Origin of the sequence: Chimaeribacter arupi (assembly GCF_002858805.1) — a bacterium.
Lineage (GTDB): Bacteria > Pseudomonadota > Gammaproteobacteria > Enterobacterales > Enterobacteriaceae > Chimaeribacter > Chimaeribacter arupi.
The window spans coordinates 89666-111344 of sequence record NZ_PJZI01000003.1; the positions used below are offsets into that span (position 1 = coordinate 89666).

Genomic DNA, 21679 nt, shown 5'->3' on the forward strand with positions numbered 1-21679 from the left:
AACCCTCTTGTTGTCCCCCATCAGTAATATTTCTGTCAAACAGTCCGTATATGCCGTAGGGCAAATTATTTAAAAATTAAAAGGTAATTCTGATGTCCAAGAAAATGGGTCAAGTTAAGTGGTTCAATGAAAGCAAAGGTTTTGGTTTTATTGAGCAGCAGGATGGCGGTAAAGATGTGTTCGTTCACTTCTCTGCTATTGCATCGGAAGGTTTCAAAACCCTGGCTGAAGGCCAGCGTGTTGAATACACCATCCAGGACAGCCCACGCGGTCCGGCTGCAGCCAACGTTATCGCGCTTTAAGCGTGACACTCCCAGTCATGATGAATAGCCGGGTAAATTCAGACTAGTGCTGATTCCCCTTCATCATAAACTGATCAATTCTAGACCCGCACTACTGCGGGTTTTTTAAAAGCTCAAAAAAGGTTTTATTTATTGAAGACACAATTGAGCAACAGCATCCGGTGCCACTAAGGCGTGCTGAGGATGCTCACAAAAATTAAGGAAAATAAAATATGATGTTAAAAACAGGCCGTGTGAAATGGTACAACCAGGCAAAAGGGTATGGCTTTATTTCTCCGAATGACGGCGGCAGCGATCTTTATGTCAGCCGTATGTCGATTGCCAATACTAAAAATAAATCTCTCCTGGAAGGACAGCAGGTTGAATTTACCTGTTACCACAGCGTCAATCACGGTTTATCCGCTGCGGATGTTATTGCCTTCCATTGATTCAACGCGTTTTCCCCTGATTTTACCTGCTGCGTAAAGTGTGCTATCGATATCCAATACCGTGTTATTACACGAAGAATGGATATCGTTATGCCAGGCTTTACACTCTCTCTGCCTACCGCCCGCGCGCTACACCTCACTGCGCAGCAGTTATTGCACCCCCTTGCTTCACCGCCACAGCGGCATCATCTGCTGGACGCTATCCGGGCGATGGGCCTTCTGCAAATCGACACCATCAGTGTGGTGGCGCGCAGTCCCTATCTGGTGCTTTTCAGCCGTTTAGGCGCTTATCCTGCATCCTGGCTTGATGAGGCACTGGCACAGCGTGAGCTGTTTGAGTACTGGGCACATGAGGCCTGCTTTATCCCTGCCGACGATTTCCGCCTGCTGCGCCACCGGATGCTGGCCCCCGATAAAATGGGCTGGAAATACAATGCGGCCTGGCACCAGGAACATCAGGCGGCCATGACGCAACTGTTGCAGTACATTGAACAGCATGGCCCGGTGCGCTCGGCGGATTTTACCCGTGTGCAGGGCCGCGGCACGGGCTGGTGGGATTGGAAACCGGAAAAACGCCATCTGGAAACCCTCTTTACTCTGGGGCAGGTCATGGTGGCGGAACGGCGCAACTTTCACCGGGTGTATGATCTGACGTCACGGGTCAGGCCCGGTTGGTGTGATGAAACCAGCACCCTGAGTGAAGCGGAGGCCCGCCGGGAGATGTTACGCCGCAGCGCCCGCAGCCTGGGTATTTTTAAGCCGGACTGGTTGCCGGATTATTACCGGCTAAAGCACGTGCCGCTCAACGAGAGTATTGCCTCGCTGCTGGATGAGGGGGAAATTGTGCCGGTGAGTGTGGCAGGGTTCAGCGAGCCATTTTACCTGCACCACAGCCTGCAACCGCTTTGCCGGCAGGAAACGCGTTTGCGCCCGAGCGTGACCACGCTGCTGTCGCCGTTTGATCCGGTGGTCTGGCACCGCAAACGCGCCCTGGAACTGTTTGGGTTTGATTACCGTCTCGAGTGTTATACGCCGCAGGAGAAACGGCGCTATGGCTATTTTGTGTTGCCGGTATTGCAGCGCGGTGAGCTGATTGGCCGCACCGATGCCAAAATGCATCGCAAAGCGCAGGTCTTCGAGATTAAACAGTTTTACCTGGAGCCAGGCGTGCGGCTGGGGCCGCAGCGCATCCGCGATCTGACCCAGGCCATCACCCGCTGTGCGCAATGGCATGGGGCCACGCAGGTGCGTATTGGCGGGGTGCCGGAGGCGTTACAGCCGCACTGGCAGCAGGGGTGGGTATGTGGAACCCGGCCCGCATTCTTGCAGGACGATGATTAACCCTCTCTGCCGGTTATGGTATTCTTTGCCCCCTGAGCTTTTAACCACATCTCCAGCGTGGAGGGATTATGGATCATCGTTTATTGGAAATCGTGGCGTGCCCGGTCTGCAACGGCAAACTCTATTTCAACAAAGAAAAACAAGAACTGGTATGCAAAGCGGATAGCCTGGCTTATCCGGTCCGGGAAGGTATTCCGGTATTGCTGGAAAATGAAGCGCGTGCGCTGCCGGCTGACGAGACACACCCATGAGTTTTATTGCCATTATTCCCGCCCGTTTCGGCTCCAGCCGGCTGCCCGGCAAACCGCTGGCCGATATTCACGGCAAACCTATGGTCGTCCATGTGATGGAGCGTGCGCGTGAGTCCGGCGCTGACCGGGTCATTGTCGCGACCGATCATTCTGATGTTGTGGCCGCGGTAGAAGCAGCGGGCGGGGAAGTCTGCCTGACCCGTGCCGATCACCAGTCCGGCACTGAACGTCTGGCTGAAGTGATTGATCGTTATGGTTTTTCTGATGACGACATCATTGTGAATGTCCAGGGTGATGAGCCGATGATCCCACCGGTCATCATCCGTCAGGTTGCACAAAACCTGGCAGGGTGTGCCGCAGGCATGGCGACCCTGGCGGTGCCGATTGAGTCGGCAGAAGAGGCGTTTAACCCGAATGCGGTTAAAGTCGTCCGTGATGCCCAGGGCTTTGCGCTCTATTTCTCACGGGCCACCATCCCCTGGGATCGCGATAAGTTTGCGCAGTCGCGTGAGCACATTGGCGAGCACTATCTGCGCCATATCGGGATTTATGCCTATCGTGCCGGTTTTATCCGCCGTTATGTGACCTGGGCACCGAGTACGCTGGAGAATATTGAATTGCTCGAGCAACTGCGGGTGTTGTGGTACGGCGAGAAAATCCATGTCGACGTCGCCCATGCGGTGCCGACCGTGGGCGTCGATACCGCTGAGGATCTGGCACGCGTCCGCGCGGCCTTTGCCGGCTGACCCCTGTGCGGCCGGGCATTTTGCCCGGCCTGTCAGCCTCTGCTGCTTTTCCCTGCCTTTTTTGTTTGTCTCCTTTACCGGCTTTCGGCTGCCGTGTGGTTAATCCCGCCAATCTTGATCTACATTGAAGAATTAGCCTGGTGATACTTCCATCATGGATTGATTCAACCAATGGAGATCACTGCCTCATGGATCAGCTTAAAACCGAACTCAGTCAGGTACTGGGGGAGCCGCTGTCACGCATTGAGCGTATCAGCGAGCAGCCTTATGCCCATCTGTTCAGCCTCTACGATGCGCAGGGCCATGCCGTGCCGCTGCTGGCCAAGGGATTTCTGACCGCCGGCATTGCCCGGCAGGAAGCGTATAAACTCTCTGTCCTGACTCACGAAGGGGACGTCAGGATGCCGGCCGTCTATGGGCTGATGCCGACGCAGATGCCGCCTTATAAAGAAGTGTTACTGATAGAGCGCCTGCGCGGTGTGCCGGTTGAGGTGCCAACACGTAACCCACAACGCTGGGAAACGCTGAAAGATCAGATTGTGGAGGGGTTGCTGGCCTGGCACCGCGTAGACAGCCACCGGTGTGTCGGAACGGTGGACAGCACCCAGGAAAACAATTGGCGTAACTGGTATCAGCAGCGGGTAGAAGTGCTGTGGTCGACCCTCAGCCATGTGCAGGCCCCGGTGCTGACGCATGTGGATCGTGAACTGCTCTATCGTTCGCGCGCCGCGCTGCCGCGCCTGTTTCAGGGCTTTGATGATAATGCGGTGCTGGTTCACGGTAATCTGACCTTACGCAGCATGATGAAAGACCCGCGCAGCGATCAGCTGCTGGCGATGGTTAACCCCGGCATTATGCTCTGGGCACCACGGGAATATGACCTGTTCCGCCTGTGTGAAGAGGGGATGTCCGGCGAGCTGCTCTTTGCCTACCTGCAACGGGCGCCGGTTTCAGAAGCCTTTGTCGCGCGGCGCTGGCTGTATGTGCTGTGGGAAGCGGTCGCGCGCCTGCTGCACACCGGCCGCCTGGATCATGCCCATTTTTCCCACGCTGCCCGCCAGCTGTTGCCGTGGCTGGACTGACAAACCGGGGGTCGTCAGCTTTTCAGCCACTGCCACACGCGGCCGAGGCCCTCATACCAGACCCGTTCGCTGTGCGACAGGTACATCGCCTGCGGAATCGCCTGCTCCCACCAGTTAAGCGGCGAGGTGATCGCAAGCTGGTTGGCCGGAACCGGAACCGGCTGCAACCCCCTGGCGCGGAAAAACACCAGCGCCCGCGGCAGATGGTTAGCTGAGGTCACCAACAGGAAAGGCTGTTGGCCGACCAGCCCGGCAACCTGTGCTGCTTCCTGCTCGGTATCACGCGGCGTGTCCAGCAGCACAATATCGGCTGCCGGCACCCCCAGGCTTTCGGCCACCCGGGCGGCGGTGGCGGCACTGCTTACCGGGTTGGTCGGGGCCGCTGCGCCGGTAAACACCAGCTTTGCCCCCGGATGGCGCAAGTATTGGCGTATCCCTTCATTGACGCGCGGTAAACTGTTGCCGATCAGGTTGGAACTGGGTGCCCATGCCGGGTTGAAAGTGTAGCCGCCGCCCAGCACCACAATATAGGTCACCGGCTGCTGACCCTGGTAGGTAGGGTAGCTATTTTCCAGCGGCCGCAGCAGCCGGTCAGCCACCGGTTGCAGGCTTAATAACAGTAAAACCAGCCAGGCCAGTGAAAACAACACTTTTCCACTCCGCTGCCAGCGGGTAAACCACAGCAGAATCAGCGCCACGCCCATCATCAGCAACAGAAAAGAGAGCGGCATCATCAGGCCGCCCAGCAACTTTTTCAGGTCAAAAAGCATGAAAAACCGATCCTTTTGGGTGAAAAAACGACATCCAGGCAAGTTTGCGCGGCAATAAGATTTATTCTACGTCAGCCTGTGCCAAAATAGCAGGTTCGAAATTCCCCAGCCGTTACGGAGCCTGTTACCCCTCATGTCGATACCCGGCCGCAATTTTGATGATATTGCTGAAAAGTTTGCACGCAATATCTACGGCACCACCAAAGGCAAAATCCGCGAGGCGGTTGTCTGGCAGGATTTGACCGGGTTGCTGGCGACGTTGCCGCAACGGCCCCTGCGCATTCTGGATGCAGGCGGCGGTGAGGGAAAAATGGCCTGCGAACTGGCCGCTTTAGGACATCAGGTCTTGTTGTGCGATCTCTCCGGTGAGATGATCCAGCGCGCCAGAGAGGCGGCGCAGGCAAAAGGGGTCAGCCACAACATGCAGTGTGTGCAAAGCGCCGTGCAGGATATTGCGCAGCATCTCACGCAACCGGTGGATCTTATCCTGTTCCATGCGGTGCTGGAGTGGGTGGCAGAGCCGCAGCAGGCCCTGGCCGCGCTCAATGCCTGCCTGGCCCCCGGCGGCGCGCTGTCACTGATGTTTTTTAACCATCACGGGTTGCTGATGCGCCATATGGTGGTCGGCAATTTTGAGTATGTAAATGAAGGGATGCCGGTCAAAAACAAGCGCTCACTGGCGCCGGACTACCCGTTGATCCCGGCGGAGGTTTACCGCTGGCTGGAAGAGATGGGCATGACGATCCGCGGCAAAACCGGGGTCCGGGTATTCCATGACTACCTGAAAAATAAACAGCAGCAGACAGAAGCGTTCGCTGACCTGCTGGCGCTGGAGCAGCGTTACTGCCGGCAGGAACCTTTTGTGAGTTTGGGGCGTTACATCCATGTGATGGCGCACAAACCGAATGTGAAGGACGAATCATGAGTGAATTTTCCCAGACTGTACCCGAACTGGTCGCCTGGGCACGGAAAAATGACTTCGCTATTTCGCTTCCCACGGAGCGGCTGGCCTTTTTACTGGCTATCGCCACCCTCAACGGCGAACGCCTTGACGGTGAAATGAGTGAAGGCGAATTGATCGATGCCTTTCGCCACGTCAGTGACGGCTTTGAGCAGACCAGTGAAACCATCAGTGTGCGTGCCAACAACGCCATCAACGACATGGTCAAACAGCGGCTCATTAACCGCTTCACCAGTGAACAGGCGGATGGCCTCGCCATCTACCGCCTGACGCCGCTCGGCATCGGCATTACGGATTACTACATCCGCCAGCGGGAGTTCTCGACCCTGCGGCTCTCGATGCAGTTGTCGATGGTGGCCCAGGAGCTGAAGCGCGCCGCCGATGCCGCCGAAGAGGGCGGGGATGAGCTCCACTGGCACCGCGACGTGTTTGCGCCGCTGAAATATTCGGTCGCCGAGGTGTTTGACAGCATCGATCTCAGCCAGCGGGTGATGGATGAGCAACAACAGGGCGTGAAAGAGGATATCGCCGCCCTGCTGAACAAAGACTGGCGCGCGGCCATCTCCAGCTGTGAGCTGCTGCTGTCGGAAACCTCCGGTACGCTGCGTGAGTTGCAGGATACCCTGGAGGCGGCCGGTGACAAGTTGCAGGCCAACCTGCTGCGCATCCAGGCGGCGATGCCGCTGGAAATGGATCTGAGCTTTATCGACAAACAGGTATTTGACCTGCAAAACAAGCTGGACCGCATCATCAGCTGGGGCCAGCAGGCGATTGACCTCTGGATCGGCTACGACCGCCATGTCCATAAGTTCATCCGTACCGCGATTGACATGGACAAGAACCGGGTCTTTGCCCAGCGCCTGCGCCAGTCGGTGCAGGGCTATTTTGACCAGCCCTGGACGCTCACCTACGCCAACGCCGAGCGTCTGCTCGACATGCGTGATGAGGAGCTGGCGCTGCGCAATGAAGAGGTCACCGGCGAACTGCCGCCTGATCTGGAGTTTGAAGAATTTAACGAAATCCGGGAGCAGCTGGCCGCCATGATTGAACAGGCGCTGGCGGTCTACCGTGACGAGAACACCCCGCTTAACCTGGGTAGTGTCATGCGTGACTACCTGGCACAGTACCCGCGTGCGCGTCATTTTGATGTGGCACGCATCGTGGTCGACCAGGCGGTACGCCTTGGTGTGGCCGAAGCAGATTTCACCGGATTGCCGGCCGAATGGCAGGCAATCAATGATTACGGAGCCAAGGTGCAGGCCCATGTCATCGATAAATATTGAAGCAGTTATGCCGGTTAAACTGGCACAGGCATTGGCAAATCCCCTGTTTCCGTCGCTCGACAGCCAGTTGCGCAGCGGCCGCCATATCGGTATTGAAGAGCTGGATAACCATGCCTTCCTGATGGACTACCAGGAAGAGATTGAGCAGTTTTACCTGCGCTACAACGTGGAGCTGATCCGCGCGCCGGAAGGGTTCTTCTACCTGCGCCCGCGCTCTACCACCCTGATCCCGCGTTCGGTGCTCTCCGAGCTGGACATGATGGTCGGCAAGATCCTCTGTTACCTCTACCTCAGCCCCGAGCGGCTGGCGCATGAGGGCATCTTCAGCCAGCAGGAGCTGTATGATGAGCTGCTGAGCCTGGCGGATGAGAACAAACTGCTGAAATTTGTGAACCAGCGCTCGACCGGCTCGGATCTGGACCGCCAGAAGTTGCAGGATAAGGTGCGCACGTCACTGAACCGCCTGCGCCGCCTCGGCATGGTCTATTTCATGGGCGGCGACAACAGCAAATTCCGTATCACGGAGGCGGTGTTCCGCTTTGGCGCCGATGTGCGCAGCGGCGATGACCCGCGCGAGGCGCAACTGCGCATGATCCGTGACGGCGAAGCCATGCCGGTGGAGAGCAGCCTGTCACTGCAGGATGATACCGACGACAGCGAAGGCGAACAGACCGGCAACAGTGCGCCGGTGCGTGCAGAGGATGAACAGGAATGATTGAACGCGGTAAATTTCGCTCACTGACACTGGTTAACTGGAACGGCTTTTTTGCCAGAACCTTTGATCTTGATGAGCTGGTCACCACGCTGTCAGGCGGGAACGGGGCCGGTAAATCCACCACCATGGCGGCGTTTGTCACCGCCCTGATCCCGGACCTGACGCTGCTGCACTTCCGTAATACCACCGAAGCCGGGGCGACCAGCGGCTCGCGTGACAAGGGGCTGCACGGCAAACTGCGGGCCGGCGTCTGCTATTCGGCGCTGGACACGGTGAACTCCCGCCACCAGCGGGTGATTGTCGGCGTGCGCCTGCAACAGGTCGCCGGGCGCGATCGTAAAGTGGACATCAAACCCTTTACCATCCAGGGGCTGCCGACTTCCCTGCAACCGACGCAGATCCTCACGGAAACCGTGGGTGAACGCCAGGCACGCGTGCTCTCCCTGCAGGAGCTGAAAGAGCGGGTGGAGTCGATCGAAGGGGTGCAGTTCAAGCAGTTCAACTCCATCACCGATTACCACTCCCTGATGTTTGATCTGGGGATTATCCCGCGCCGCCTGCGCTCCTCATCCGATCGCAGTAAATTCTACCGCCTGATTGAGGCGTCGCTGTATGGCGGCATCTCCAGCACCATTACCCGCTCGCTGCGCGACTACCTGTTGCCGGAGAACAGCGGGGTGCGCAAGGCGTTCCAGGACATGGAAGCCGCGCTGCGTGAAAACCGCATGACGCTGGAAGCGATCCGCGTGACCCAGTCAGACCGCGATCTCTTCAAGCACCTGATCACCGAAGCGACGTCCTACGTGGCCGCGGACTATATGCGCCACGCCAATGAGCGCCGGGTGCATCTGGACGGCGCCCTGGCGTTGCGGCAGGAGTTGCTGTCGGGCCGCAAACAGCTGGCGCACGAACAGTACCGCCATGTGGAAATGGCCCGCGAGCTGAGTGAGCACAGCGGTGCCGAATCCGATCTCGAAACGGATTACCAGGCCGCGAGCGATCACCTTAATCTGGTGCAGACCGCCATGCGCCAGCAGGAGAAAATCGAGCGCTACCAGGGCGACCTCGACGAGCTGACCTACCGGCTGGAAGAACAGAATGAGGTGGTGGCCGAAGCCGGCGAGCTGCATGCCGAGCATGAAGCGCGTGCTGAAGCGGCCGAGGCCGAAGTGGATGAGCTGAAAAGCCAGCTTGCCGATTACCAGCAGGCGCTGGATGTGCAGCAGACCCGCGCCATCCAGTACCAGCAGGCGTTACATGCGCTGACCCGCGCGCGTGAACTCTGCGATCTGCCGGATCTGGAGATCGGCAACGCGGAGTCGTGGCTGGAGACGTTCCGCGCGAAAGAGCAGGAAAGCACCGAGACGCTGTTACAGCTTGAGCAGAAAATGAGCGTGGCCGAGGCCGCGCATACGCAATTCGAAACCGCCTACCAGCTGGTGGTCAATATCGCCGGTGACGTCAGCCGCAGTGATGCCTGGCAGACGGCACGCGAGCTGTTGCGTGACTGGGGCAACCAGCAGCACCAGGCGGAGCGGGTTCAGCCGTTGCGGATGCGCCTGAGCGAACTGGAGCAGCGCCTGCGTGAACAGCAGGATGCGGAGCGCCAGTTGCAGGAGTTCTGCAAACGTACCGGGCGTGACTACCAGCCGGAAGAGTTGGAAGGCGTGCAGGACGAGCTGGAAGAGCGCATTGAAACGCTCTCCGCCACGGTGGCGGAAGCCGGTGAACACCGCATGGAGATGCGCCAGGAGTCTGAGCAGTTGCAGCAGCGCATCAAAGCGCTGACGGCGCGTGCGCCGGTCTGGCTGGCCGCGCAGGAAGCACTCGACCAGCTCGCCACGCAGAGCGGTGAGGCGCTGGAGAGCAGCACCCAGGTCACCGAGTACATGCAGCAGTTGCTGGAGAGCGAGCGCGAAACCACCGTTGAACGTGATGAAGTGGCCACACGCAAACGCCGGATTGAGGGGCAGATTGAGCGCCTCAGCCAACCGGGCGGCGCGGAAGATCCGCGCCTGGTGGCGCTGGCCGAGCGGTTTGGCGGTGTGCTGCTCTCTGAAATTTATGATGACGTCACGCTGGAGGATGCGCCGTACTTCTCCGCGCTGTATGGCCCGTCGCGCCATGCCATCGTGGTACCGGATCTCTCGCTGATCCGCGATCAGATCAACGGCCTGGAAGAGTGCCCGGAAGATCTCTACCTGATCGAAGGGGATCCCCAATCCTTTGATGACAGCGTCTTTGGCGTGGAAGAGATGGAACGCGCGGTGCTGGTGAAAGTCGCTGACCGCCAGTGGCGTTACTCCCGCTTCCCGTCGGTGCCGCTGTTTGGCCGCGCCGCCCGTGAAAGCCGGCTGGAGACGTTGAATCAGGAACGCGAAAAGCTGGCGGAACGCTACGCCACGCTCTCGTTTGACGTGCAGAAAATCCAGCGTGCCCATCAGGCGTTCAGCCGCTTTATCGGTACCCATCTGGCCGTGGCCTTTGAGGATGATCCGGAAGCGGAAATCCGGGCGCTGACTACCCGCCGCGGTGAGCTGGAGCGGGCGCTGGCCGCCTATGAGGGCCAGCACCAGCAACAGCGCCAGCAGTTTGAGCAGGCAAAAGAGGGTATTGCCCTGTTGAACCGCCTGCTGCCGCGCGTGGGGTTGCTGTGTGATGAAACGCTGGCTGACCGGGCGGACGAAATCCGCGAAGAGCTGGAGGAAGCACAGGAGGCGGCCCGTTTCCTGCAACAGCACGGCGCGGCGCTGGCCCGCCTGGAGCCGCTGGTGCCGGTACTGCAAAGCGACCCGGAACAGCATGAGCAACTGAAGGCGGATTACGCCGACGCCCAGCATACCCAGCGGCTGGCCAAGCAGCAGGCCTTCGCCCTGACCGAAGTGGTGCAGCGCCGCGCGCACTTCAGCTATACCCAATCGGCCGGGATGCTGGACGACAACGCTGACCTGAATGATAAATTGCGTCAGCAGCTGGAACATGCTGAGGCGGAACGCAGCCGCGCACGTGACCTGCTGCGTCAGCATCAGGCCCAGCTGACCCAGTACAGCCAGGTGCTGGCGTCGTTGAAAAGTTCGTATGACGCGAAACGCGACATGCTGAAAGAGCTGGGGCAGGAGCTGCTGGAGATCGGCGTTCAGGCCGATGCCGATGCCGAAGCCCGCGCCCGGACGCGCCGGGATGAGTTGCACGCTGCGCTCAGCCATAACCGCGCGCGCCGCAACCAGCTTGAGAAACAGCTGACATTCTGCGAAGCCGAAATGGACGGGCTGCAAAAACGGCTGCGTAAAGTAGAGCGTGACTACCATCAGCTGCGTGAGCAGGTGGTTTCCGCGAAAGCGGGCTGGTGCGCCGTGATGCGTCTGGTGAAAGATAACGGCGTCGAACGCCGCCTGCACCGTCGCGAACTGGCGTACATGAGTGCCGATGAGCTGCGCTCCATGTCGGATAAGGCGCTGGGCGCGCTGCGCCTGGCAGTGTCAGACAACGAGCACCTGCGCGATGTGCTGCGCCTTTCTGAAGATCCCAAACGGCCGGAGCGCAAAATCCAGTTCTATATTGCGGTCTACCAGCATCTGCGCGAACGTATCCGCCAGGACATCATCCGCACCGATGATCCGGTGGAAGCGATCGAACAGATGGAGATTGAGCTGGGCCGCCTGACGGAAGAACTGACGGCGCGCGAGCAGAAGCTGGCGATCAGCTCGAAGAGTGTGGCAAACATCATCCGCAAAACCATCCAGCGCGAGCAAAACCGCATCCGTATGCTGAACCAGGGCTTGCAGGCGGTGGCGTTCGGTCAGGTGAAAAGTGTGCGCCTCAACGTCAATGTGCGTGAAGCCCATGCCACCCTGCTGGATGTGCTCTCCGAGCAGCAGGAACAGCATCAGGATCTGTTCAACAGCAACCGCCTGACCTTCTCTGAAGCGCTGGCGAAACTCTATCAGCGCCTGAACCCGCAGATCGACATGGGCCAGCGCACCCCGCAAACCATTGGCGAGGAGTTGCTGGACTACCGCAACTACCTGGAAATGGAAGTGGAGGTCTACCGCGGATCGGACGGCTGGCTGCGTGCAGAGAGTGGGGCGCTCTCCACCGGGGAGGCCATCGGCACCGGGATGTCCATTCTGGTGATGGTGGTGCAGAGCTGGGAAGAGGAGTCACGCCGCCTGCGCGGCAAAGACATCTCCCCTTGCCGCCTGCTGTTCCTGGATGAGGCAGCCCGTCTGGATGCCAAATCGATCGCCACGCTGTTTGAGTTATGCGACCGCCTTGAGATGCAGCTGATCATCGCTGCGCCGGAAAACATCAGCCCTGAAAAGGGCACCACCTACAAACTGGTGCGTAAAGTGGTGCAGAACCATGAGCATGTGCATGTGGTGGGGCTGCGTGGTTTCGCCGCCGGTGAACCGGAAACGGATCGCAGCCTGGCCGCAGAAGCCTGAGCAGCGCGTAATAGTTGAGAAAAATAAATCTTTCCAGCCGCCTTCGGGCGGCTTTTCATTTGTGTGCCTTTCTGCCACGCTGTTTGGCACGGCAGATGGCCGGCTGCGCTTTCCCGGTTTCACTGATTGCGGCCGCAAAAGAGCAAAAAGCCAGTTCTGCTTTATACTTATAGGATGTTTCAGCACAAGTAGATGATTGATATCTATTTGTATTTAATCAGGGGGCAAGGGATGATGCTTATACATCCTACTACATTGAAGAGTCTGGCCATTGCCTGCGCACTGGCCTGGGGCACTGCGTCCCCGCTGCGGGCGGATGCGGCGATGCCGGCATTACCCCACGCGACGGGCAACATGAGCGCACATGATGCCGGTAACCAACTCCGGGCTGCGCTGCCGCAAAAGATAACGCCTTTTTATCTGAATACGCTGTCTTCACTTTATGCGGCCCGCCATATGCAACCGATGTGGCAGGATGAGCAGGCGGTACAGCTGTTCCAGCAGCAACTCGCGGAGCTGGCCATCTCCGGCGTGCAGCCACAATTTACCCAGTGGGTGCGTCAACTGAGTAACCCTGATTTAACCGGGATGGCGCGCGACATTGTGCTGTCTGATGCCATGCTCGGTTACTTGCAGTTTGTGTCGGGCGTCAGTGCCAACGGCAGCAACTGGCTCTACAGCAGCACGCCGTACAAAATGTCATTGCCGGCAGCCACGGTGATCAACCAATGGCAGGTGGCGCTCGCCCATCAGGCGCAGAACCCGGCCAGCCTGCAACACTACCTGGCGTCACTGGCACCGCAGCACCCGCAATATGCACGTATGCACCAGGCGCTGAAAGACATGCTGGCTGACAGCCGCCCCTGGCCGCAACTGGTTAACGGCCCGAGCCTGCGGCCGGGCCAGCTGAGCGATGATATTCCGGCATTGCGGGAAATTCTGGCCCGGTCCGGCATGATGAATGCCGATGCCCCGGCCACGGCTGACCCGGATCCTATCCCGGCGGAACAAATCGCTGCCAGTAAGCCGTCTGCGGAAGATGATCTGTTCGTTGATGAGACTTCCGCGCATGAGGACAGCCCACCGGCGACCGTCAGCCCGGCGGCCGCACCGGTGAACGATGTGCCGCCTACGCCGCAAAGCCCACCGGCCGCCACGCCGGATACCGCCACCGAAGTCCAGGATAACCAGTACACGCCGGATCTGGTGGAGGGCGTCAAGCGCTTCCAGAAATGGCAAGGGCTGGCCGAAGATGGGGTCATTGGGAAACGCACCCGCGAATGGCTGAACGTGTCGCCCCATACCCGCGCGACGCTGCTGGCGCTGAACATCCAGCGGCTGCGCATTCTGCCGGCGAACGTGAACACCGGCATTATGGTCAACATCCCTAACTATTCGCTGGTGTACTACCGCGACGGGAGCGAAGTGCTGTCGTCACGGGTGATTGTCGGCCGCCCGAGCCGCAAAACCCCGCTGATGAGCAGTGCGCTGAATAATGTGGTGGTCAACCCGCCCTGGAATGTGCCGACCACGCTTATTCGCCAGGATATTATTCCCAAGGCGATGCATGACGCCAGTTACCTGCAAACTCACGGCTATACGGTGCTGAGCGGGTGGAGTAATGATGCGGAAGTGATCGACCCGTCGATGATTGACTGGAGTATGGTATCGCCGCAAAACTTCCCGTACCGGCTGCGCCAGGCACCGGGCGCCACCAACTCGCTGGGGCGTTATAAATTTAATATGCCGAGTTCCGATGCGATTTACCTGCATGACACGCCGAACCATGCGCTGTTCCAGAAAGATATTCGCGCGTTAAGTTCCGGTTGTGTGCGGGTTAATAAAGCATCGGTATTGGCTGGCATGTTATTACAGGATGCCGGCTGGAATGACGCACGGGTTAATTCGACGCTGGAAGCCGGGAATACGACCTATGTGCCGATCCGTCACCATATTCCGGTACAGCTTTATTATCTGACGGCCTGGGTTGCCGATGACGGCAAGCCACAATTTCGTACAGATATTTACAATTACGATAATACAGTGCGATCCGGCGCACAAATCCTGCCTCAGGCTGAACGCCTGCTGCAATAAATGCAGCAATTCCACTGAATTAACGGTCTGATCAATAGGTTGATTTTTGTCCGCCCCGGCCGGGGCGGCAAGTCAGCCTGTTTTAGCGTGGGTTGACTCGCTCCTCAATGGCAGTTATGGTTCGGGACAGCACAAATAATGTGCTTATTTTTTGACTCTCTTGCCGGGTAATCAGACAGTTCATGGATCAAATCGATAAACAACGCCGAAAGTGGCTGGCGCTCGGTGGCGCCGCTATGGGGATCGCACTGCTTCCAGGGCAGGCGTTCGCAACGCTCTCAACTCCTCGTCCCCGCGTATTAACGCTGAATAATCTGCATACCGGGGAATCTCTCAAAGCCGAGTTCTTTGACGGGAAGTCTTACAACAAGGATGAGTTGTCCAGGCTGAATCATTTGTTCCGCGATTTTCGCGCAAATAAAATGAAAACCATTGATACCGCACTGTTCGATCAGCTTTATCGCCTGCAGGTATTATTGGGAAATAACAAACCCATTCAGTTAATCTCCGGCTATCGTTCTGTTGCCACCAATGATGATTTACGTAAACACAGCAGCGGGGTGGCTAAACACAGCTACCATACGCTGGGTCGTGCTATGGATTTTCATATTGAAGGCGTGCAACTGAGTAATATCCGTAAGGCGGCATTAAAAATGCGTGCCGGTGGTGTAGGATATTACCCACGAAGCAACTTTGTGCATATTGATACCGGCCCGGTACGCCACTGGTCTTAAGTATCCGTATGCGTTTTAACCGGTGCGGGAGGCGTCCTGCACCGGCCATGGAGCCTTATGAATATTCTTACCATTCCTGTCACAGCGTTTGCGCAAAACTGTTCTTTGATCTGGTGTGATGCCACCCATGACGCGGCGATTGTCGATCCGGGCGGTGACGCTGAAACCATTATCGCCCAGGTAGCGGCAAAAAATGTCCATGTCACCCAGATCCTGCTGACCCACGGCCACCTCGACCATGTCGGGGCCGCGGCAGAGCTGGCGCAGCATTACGGCGTGCCGCTGGTGGGGCCGCACCCGGAAGACCGCTTCTGGCTGGAGGCGCTGCCGGCGCAGAGTCAGATGTTCGGGCTGGCGGAGTGTGCGCCGCTGACGCCGGACCGCTGGCTGGACGAAGAGGAAAGCGTGACCGTGGGCAATATGCAGCTGGATGTGCTGCATTGCCCCGGCCATACGCCGGGACACATTGTGTTTGTGAACCGGGCGGCGAAAATGCTGGTATCCGGGGATGTGATCTTCAAAGGCGGAGTAGGGCGGACGGACTTCCCGCGCGGTGACCATCAGGCGTTGATCCACGCCATCCGCACCAAATTGCTGCCGTTGGGAGATGACGTCACTTTCCTGCCGGGGCATGGGCCACGCTCCACGCTGGGCCATGAACGCCTGACCAACCCCTTCCTGCAGGATGAACCGCCCGTGTGGTAATGCCTGCTGAGCGGGCACAGGCCGCCATAAAAAAAGCCAGCCTCGCGGCTGGCTTTTTTGTGCCTGGGGTTCAGAGCACCGCGACAATCGCCTCACACAGCGGCGCCATGTTATCCGGCGTCATACCGGCAACGTTGACACGGCCGGAGTTCACGGCGTACACGCCAAACTCGTCACGCAGGCGCAGCACCTGATCTTTGGTCAGGCCGCTGAACGAGAACATCCCGTTCTGTTTGATGATAAAGCTGAAATCTTGCTGTGCGCCTTTCTCCTGCAGGGTATGCACAAACAACTGGCGCATACGCTGGATGCGCTGGCGCATGTCAGTCAGCTCCTGTTCCCAGAGGGCGCGCAGGGCGTCGTTGCCGAGAATGGTCGCGACCACGGCCGCACCGTGCGCCGGTGGGTTAGAGTAGTTGGCACGCACCGTGGCCTTGATCTGGCTGAACGCCCGGTCAGCATTCTCTGCATCCGCGGCGACCAGCGTACAGGCACCGACGCGCTCGTTGTACAGGCCAAAGTTTTTCGAGTAGGAGCTGGCCACGATCAGTTCAGCATGTTGGGCCGCAAAAATCCGCAGGCCCTGGGCATCCTCTTCCAGCCCGTTGGCAAAGCCCTGATAGGCAAAGTCAAACAGCGGCAGCCAGCCTTTGGCGCGGGAGAGGTCAGCCAGTTGTTGCCACTGCGCCGGCGTCGGGTCGATTCCGGTCGGGTTATGGCAGCAGCCGTGGAACAGCACCACATCACCGGCCTGCGCCGCCTCAAGGCTTGCCAGCATACCCTCAAAATTCAGCGTATGGTTTTCTGCGTCGTAGTAATCGTAATTCACCACCTCCAGCCCGGCAGAGCCAAACACATTATTATGGTTTGGCCAGGTCGGGTTGCTGATCCAGACCCGTTTCACGGTGGTCTGGGTGGCCAGGAAGTCAGCCGCCACACGCAGGGCGCCGGTGCCGCCCGGTGTCTGGGCGGTGCGGGCGCGGCGGTCAGCGATGATGGCGCTGTCGCGACCGAACAGCAGAGCCTGGGTGCACTCAGCAAAGGCCGGAATGCCGTCAATGCTCAGGTAGTTTTTGGTCGTCTCATTGTCCAGCAGATAGTGCTCGGCCTTTTTCACACTGGTCAGCACCGGGGTTTGGCCGGTTTCATCTTTATAGACGCCGATCCCGAGGTTGATTTTGGTCAGACGGTCATCAGCACGAAACAGATCGCCCAGTCCCAGAATCGGGTCGGCCGGGGCAGCGGTGATTTTCTCAAACATGTCAGAAATATCCATGGCTTGGTGATAAGCGGGCAGAAGCTTCAGGTTAACGCCATGTTTCTGCTTTGCCAACCGTTTGCGGCAAAAAGTACGTGATTTGTGAAGGTGGTTCGACAAGTACCGGAAGGGCGGGAAAGCAACAGGACAGGCTGAAAAAAGCAAAAAGAAAAGGCAGGGCCTATGCCCTGCCTTTCAGCATACCTGACCGGGGTCAGGCAGCAGGTCGATTAGAACTGGTAAACCAGACCCAGTGCAACGATGTCGTCGTTGTTGAGACCCAGTGCGTTATCGTCATCCAGTTGGTTGATACGGTAGTCAACGTAGGTGGACATGTTTTTGTTGAAGTAGTAGGTCGCGCCCACATCGAAGTATTTGATCAGGTCAACGTCGCCGATGCCTTCGATGTCTTTACCTTTGGACTGAACGTACGCCAGGGACGGACGCAGACCGAAGTCGAACTGGTACTGAGCAACCAATTCAAAGTTTTGCGCTTTCTGAGCGAAGCCGCTGACATCCACTTCGTTGCCCGCAGGGGTGGTTACCGTACCGGAAACTGGGGTGGCGTTACGGGTTTCACCGTACATGGCTGCCAGGTAGATGTTGTTGGCATCATATTTCAGCGCAGTTGCCCAGCTCTGAGCTTTGTCACCGCTACCCAGCACGCCAGCTGCGTTTTGCTCGTTGGTACGGTCAGATTCGCCGTATGCACCCACGATGCCTACACCGATTTCGCTGGTGTAAGAGGTAGACAGTGCCCAGCCGTCACCGTTAGCACGACGGATGTCGTCTTCACGTTCGTTTTTGCCCTGGTACTGTACAGCGAAGTCCCAGCCGTCAACCAGGCCGAAGAAGTTCTGGTTACGGTAGGTGGCCACACCGGTAGAACGGCCGCTCAGGAAGCCATCGGAGTAGCTGGAGTCACCGCCGAATTCCGGCAGCATGTCGGTCCAGGCAATGGCGTCGTAGATCACGCCATAGTTACGGCCGTAGTCGAAGGAGCCGTAGTCACCGAATTTCAGACCAGCGAAGCCCAGACGGGTTCTGTTACCGTCTTGCGCGTCGGAACCTTCGGAGTTGTTCGCCTGAACGTTGTATTCCCACTGGCCGAAACCGGTCAGTTGGTCAGTAATCTGGGTTTCACCTTTGAAGCCGAAACGAACGTAGGTGTTGTCACCATCAGAACCTTCGTCATCGGAGAAATAATGCAGACCTACGGCTTTACCGTACAGATCCAGCTTGTTGCCATCTTTGTTGTAGATTTCGGCGGCGTTTGCTGCACCAGCAGCCAACAGAGCCGGGATAACCACTGCAAGAATGTTGCGCTTCATCATTATATTACCCTCATTGGTGTTATTCGGACACCTTGCCACTGCCGCCAATAATTCAGGGAACTATTGTTGAGAGTATGGTGTCTTCCTGTGTCTGCACGCAGTGTTCCATTCGCGATGCGGTTAATCTACCGCGAAAATGCTACCAAAGGCCTAATGAGGTTTCAGAAGGAAACTAATTATTACAAAATGTAAAAATTAGGGAACTTTGTGACCGGGATCTAAATTTAAAAAAATGTAAAAGGCCAGCATTGCTGGCCTCTGATTTGTAACAAAATTGTCTTAATTGTACAGTTTCTGACAATCAGAAGCTGGCGTTGCGTGGGGTACGCGGGAAGGGGATAACATCACGCACGTTCTGTACGCCGGTGACATAGGCGATTAAACGCTCAAAACCAAGACCGAAACCGGAGTGCGGCACGGTGCCGTAACGGCGCAGATCGCGGTACCACCAGTAGTCTTCTTTATTCAGGCCCATCGCTTCCAGACGCTGATCCAGCACGTCCAGGCGTTCTTCACGCTGGGAACCGCCGATAATTTCACCGATGCCCGGTGCCAGCACGTCCATGGCTGCTACGGTTTTGCCGTCTTCATTCATGCGCATATAGAACGCTTTGATGTCTTTCGGGTAGTTTTTCACCACCACCGGCGCTTTGAAGTGTTTCTCGGCCAGATAACGCTCATGCTCAGAGGAGAGGTCAATGCCCCAGCTCACGGCGTTTTCAAACGTCTGGCCGGAGTTGATCAGAATCTCAATCGCATCGGTGTAATCCACCTGGGCGAAATCAGAGCTGACAAAACGCTCAAGGCGGGAAATCGCGTCTTTGTCCACACGCTCTGCAAAGAACGCCAGGTCATCAGCACGCTCGTCCAACACGGCCTGAAACACATATTTCAGCATTTTTTCAGCCAGACCTGCTACGTCATCCAGGTTCGCAAAGGCGACTTCCGGCTCAATCATCCAGAATTCTGCCAGGTGGCGGCTGGTGTTGGAGTTTTCCGCACGGAACGTCGGGCCAAAGGTATAGACCTTGGACAGGGCACAGGCGTAGGTTTCGCCGTTCAATTGGCCGGAAACGGTCAAAAATGCCTCTTTCCCGAAGAAATCCTCACTGAAATCAACCCGGCCCTGATCGTCACGCGGCAGGTTTTCCAGATCCAGCGTTGAAACGCGGAACATCTCACCGGCACCCTCTGTATCGGACGCGGTGATAAGCGGCGTGGACACCCAGAAATAGCCATTTTCATGGAAGAAGCGGTGGATCGCCTGCGCCAGGGTGTGGCGCACACGGGCAACGGCACCAATCAGGTTGGTACGCGGGCGCAGGTGCGCCACTTCCCGCAGGTATTCGATGCTATGGCGTTTGGCCGCCATCGGGTAGGTGTCCGGATCGTCCACCCAGCCCACCACGTTCACTGCCGTGGCCTGCAATTCAAAGCTCTGGCCTTCACCTGGTGACGCCACTACGGTGCCGGTGATTTCCACAGAGCACCCTGTCGTCAGGCGCAGCACATCAGCCTGGTAATTGGACAGAGAATTATTTACGACGGCCTGTAATGGATTAAAGCAGGAGCCGTCATAAACGGCGAGGAAGGAGATGCCGGCTTTAGAATCTCTCCGGGTACGCACCCAACCGCGTACGGTGACTTCACTGTCAACCGCAGCACGGCCTTGCAGTACGTCGACTACAGGCACAACGCTCATAGATTTCTCTCTTTAATAAAGGTTAATTCAGAATTGCGGAACCCGCGCACAGGCGGGTTTTGCTATGTTACTTACCGCGTCGCAGGACACAAGCAGAAATCACGGGCGCAGCGCAACATTTCTCAGGGATGTCAGAGGAATTCATACGCATAATGAATAGGGCAGGAGAGGTATATAAAGGAGGAAAATTGCACCGGCCGGAAAACCGGTGCAAAGCGGGCAGCCCTTAACTGGCTTTTTGTACCCGCGGCAGATCGAACGCTTTACGCAGCGCCGTGACAAATGCCGGGTCTTCACAAATGGTTTTACCGGGGCTGTCAGAGAGCTTCGCCACCGGCTTGCCATTGCACTCCACCAGCTTGATCACGATATTCAGCGGTTTGACGCCGGGGAGATCGCAGGTCAGCCGGGTGCCGATGCCGAACACCAGATTGATGCGGCGGTCGAAATGGCGGTAGAGCGCCAGTGCCTTGTCCAGATCCAGGTTATCGGAGAAGACCAGCGTTTTGCTCATCGGGTCGATGCCCAGCTTCTCATAATGGGCGATCGCTTTTTCGCCCCATTCCAGCGGGTCGCCGGAGTCGTGGCGCAGGCCCTGATAACGGCCGGCAAAGTCCGGCCCGAAATCACGCAGGAAGGCATCCATCGTGATGCAGTCCGTCAGGGCGATACCCAACTGGGCCGGGTACTCATCCAGCCACGCCTGCAGGGCGGCACGCTGGCTGTTGGCCAGCACCGGGGAGATCTGCTGGTGCGCCTGGAACCATTCGTGGGCCTGGGTGCCGACCGGTGCCAGATCGAGGCGGCGCGCCAGATCGTAATTGCTGGTGCCGACCAGATAAGGGAAATCGCTTTTCAGGGTGGTGACAATCGCCTGCTGCACCGCCTGTGAGAAACGGCGGCGGGTGCCGAAATCCATCAGCCGGAAGCGTGAGATATCGGTTTCACCGGCCAGTTCCCTGAACCGTTCCAGCTTACCGCGCAACTGGCTGACTGCCTGTTCCGGCGTTGCATCCGGCGAGCGGTGGCGGTGCACCACTTCACTTATCACCGCCAGCAGCGGCACTTCCCACATCACCACTTCCCGCCACGGCCCGCTGATGCGGATCTCCAGCGTACCGAGGCGGTTGGTGACCTGCACCTGTTGTGGGTTAAAGCGGAATGCTTTCAGCCAGTCCAGATAATCCTTGCGGAAAAACGGCAGGCCGGCGAGGTATTGGTACTCCTCGTCGGTCAGGGCCAGTTCGCTCATCAGGGTGATTTGCGCCTGGATCTCGTCGCGGTATTCACCGAGCAGCTCATCGCCGCGGCAGCGGAATTCCGCGGCCACGGTAATGTCATGATACCGGTGGTAGACAGCCTGCTGCATATGCAATTTATAGGCATCAGTGTCCAGTATTGACGTCAAAATCGGGGAAGCGTAGTGAGTCATAGCGCGTTACAGCATCCTCGTTGGGAGCATTTCCACAGTCGGAATAATCAGCAAAGAGCGTGAAGTATACCTTGATTATCCGGTTATTGAAGCCTC

18 protein-coding genes are annotated in these 21679 nt (G+C 57.7%); 13 read left to right on the forward strand and 5 right to left on the reverse strand.

All coding sequences use genetic code 11. The features are described 5' to 3' along the window. Window positions 1-92 precede the first annotated feature (92 nt). The 6 genes from cspE (at window position 93) to CYR52_RS02970 (ending at window position 4150) form a co-directional block, all read left to right on the forward strand. Window positions 93-302, forward strand: a complete 210-nt coding sequence (gene cspE, locus CYR52_RS02945) for a transcription antiterminator/RNA stability regulator CspE (protein WP_072925782.1) — start codon at window positions 93-95, stop codon at window positions 300-302. Window positions 303-514: 212 nt separating this feature from the next. After that, window positions 515-730, forward strand: a complete 216-nt coding sequence (locus tag CYR52_RS02950) for a cold-shock protein (RefSeq protein ID WP_072925779.1) — start codon at window positions 515-517, stop codon at window positions 728-730. 90 nt (window positions 731-820) lie between these two features. Further along, the gene (locus CYR52_RS02955) at window positions 821-2071 is read left to right on the forward strand and encodes a winged helix-turn-helix domain-containing protein (RefSeq protein ID WP_101827922.1); all 1251 of its coding nucleotides are present in this window, start codon (window positions 821-823) and stop codon (window positions 2069-2071) included. A gap of 68 nt (window positions 2072-2139) precedes the next feature. Beyond that, window positions 2140-2322 (forward strand): Trm112 family protein, encoded by a 183-nt coding sequence (locus tag CYR52_RS02960; protein WP_072925774.1) that lies wholly within the window; start codon window positions 2140-2142, stop codon window positions 2320-2322. Then, a complete protein-coding gene (kdsB, locus tag CYR52_RS02965) occupies window positions 2319-3068 on the forward strand; it encodes a 3-deoxy-manno-octulosonate cytidylyltransferase (RefSeq protein ID WP_101827923.1) in 750 nt (249 codons plus the stop codon). Before CYR52_RS02960 ends, kdsB begins: the two co-directional genes overlap by 4 nt. A gap of 188 nt (window positions 3069-3256) precedes the next feature. Next, the gene (locus CYR52_RS02970; RefSeq protein ID WP_101827924.1) at window positions 3257-4150 is read left to right on the forward strand and encodes a YcbJ family phosphotransferase; all 894 of its coding nucleotides are present in this window, start codon (window positions 3257-3259) and stop codon (window positions 4148-4150) included. Between the two features lie 14 nt (window positions 4151-4164). On the opposite strand, the gene elyC is transcribed toward CYR52_RS02970, so the two are convergent. Beyond that, the gene (gene elyC, locus CYR52_RS02975; RefSeq protein ID WP_072925752.1) at window positions 4165-4920 is read right to left on the reverse strand and encodes an envelope biogenesis factor ElyC; all 756 of its coding nucleotides are present in this window, start codon (window positions 4918-4920) and stop codon (window positions 4165-4167) included. Between the two features lie 133 nt (window positions 4921-5053). Between elyC and cmoM the strand changes: the two genes are divergently transcribed. The 7 genes from cmoM to CYR52_RS03010 all read left to right on the forward strand — a co-directional run bounded on the left by cmoM (window position 5054) and on the right by CYR52_RS03010 (window position 15857). Further along, complete coding sequence (gene cmoM / locus CYR52_RS02980) at window positions 5054-5845, forward strand: tRNA uridine 5-oxyacetic acid(34) methyltransferase CmoM (RefSeq protein WP_072925750.1); 792 nt, start codon at window positions 5054-5056, stop codon at window positions 5843-5845. Continuing rightward, a complete protein-coding gene (gene mukF / locus CYR52_RS02985) occupies window positions 5842-7164 on the forward strand; it encodes a chromosome partition protein MukF (RefSeq protein WP_072925747.1) in 1323 nt (440 codons plus the stop codon). Before cmoM ends, mukF begins: the two co-directional genes overlap by 4 nt. After that, the gene (gene mukE / locus CYR52_RS02990; RefSeq protein ID WP_072925744.1) at window positions 7145-7879 is read left to right on the forward strand and encodes a chromosome partition protein MukE; all 735 of its coding nucleotides are present in this window, start codon (window positions 7145-7147) and stop codon (window positions 7877-7879) included. The genes mukF and mukE overlap by 20 nt, the downstream gene beginning before the upstream one ends. Then, a complete protein-coding gene (gene mukB / locus CYR52_RS02995) occupies window positions 7876-12324 on the forward strand; it encodes a chromosome partition protein MukB (protein ID WP_072925740.1) in 4449 nt (1482 codons plus the stop codon). Before mukE ends, mukB begins: the two co-directional genes overlap by 4 nt. A 231-nt stretch (window positions 12325-12555) precedes the next feature. Beyond that, entirely contained in the window at window positions 12556-14418 is a 1863-nt protein-coding gene (gene ldtD, locus CYR52_RS03000; protein WP_101827925.1) for a L,D-transpeptidase, read from the forward strand. Between the two features lie 182 nt (window positions 14419-14600). Beyond that, window positions 14601-15152, forward strand: coding sequence for a peptidoglycan L,D-endopeptidase MepK (gene mepK, locus CYR52_RS03005; protein ID WP_072925738.1), 552 nt, complete (start codon window positions 14601-14603; stop codon window positions 15150-15152). 57 nt (window positions 15153-15209) lie between these two features. After that, window positions 15210-15857 (forward strand): MBL fold metallo-hydrolase, encoded by a 648-nt coding sequence (locus tag CYR52_RS03010; protein ID WP_101827926.1) that lies wholly within the window; start codon window positions 15210-15212, stop codon window positions 15855-15857. Window positions 15858-15927: 70 nt separating this feature from the next. Here CYR52_RS03010 and CYR52_RS03015 read toward each other — a convergent pair whose 3' ends face one another. The 4 genes from CYR52_RS03015 to pncB form a co-directional block, all read right to left on the reverse strand. Then, the gene (locus CYR52_RS03015) at window positions 15928-17118 is read right to left on the reverse strand and encodes an amino acid aminotransferase (protein WP_072926846.1); all 1191 of its coding nucleotides are present in this window, start codon (window positions 17116-17118) and stop codon (window positions 15928-15930) included. Between the two features lie 227 nt (window positions 17119-17345). Continuing rightward, window positions 17346-18449, reverse strand: a complete 1104-nt coding sequence (ompF, locus tag CYR52_RS03020) for a porin OmpF (RefSeq protein ID WP_072925732.1) — start codon at window positions 18447-18449, stop codon at window positions 17346-17348. A gap of 301 nt (window positions 18450-18750) precedes the next feature. Continuing rightward, the gene (gene asnS / locus CYR52_RS03025; RefSeq protein ID WP_072925730.1) at window positions 18751-20151 is read right to left on the reverse strand and encodes an asparagine--tRNA ligase; all 1401 of its coding nucleotides are present in this window, start codon (window positions 20149-20151) and stop codon (window positions 18751-18753) included. Window positions 20152-20377: 226 nt separating this feature from the next. Beyond that, window positions 20378-21583, reverse strand: a complete 1206-nt coding sequence (gene pncB / locus CYR52_RS03030; protein WP_101827927.1) for a nicotinate phosphoribosyltransferase — start codon at window positions 21581-21583, stop codon at window positions 20378-20380. Between the last annotated feature and the right edge of the window lie 96 nt (window positions 21584-21679).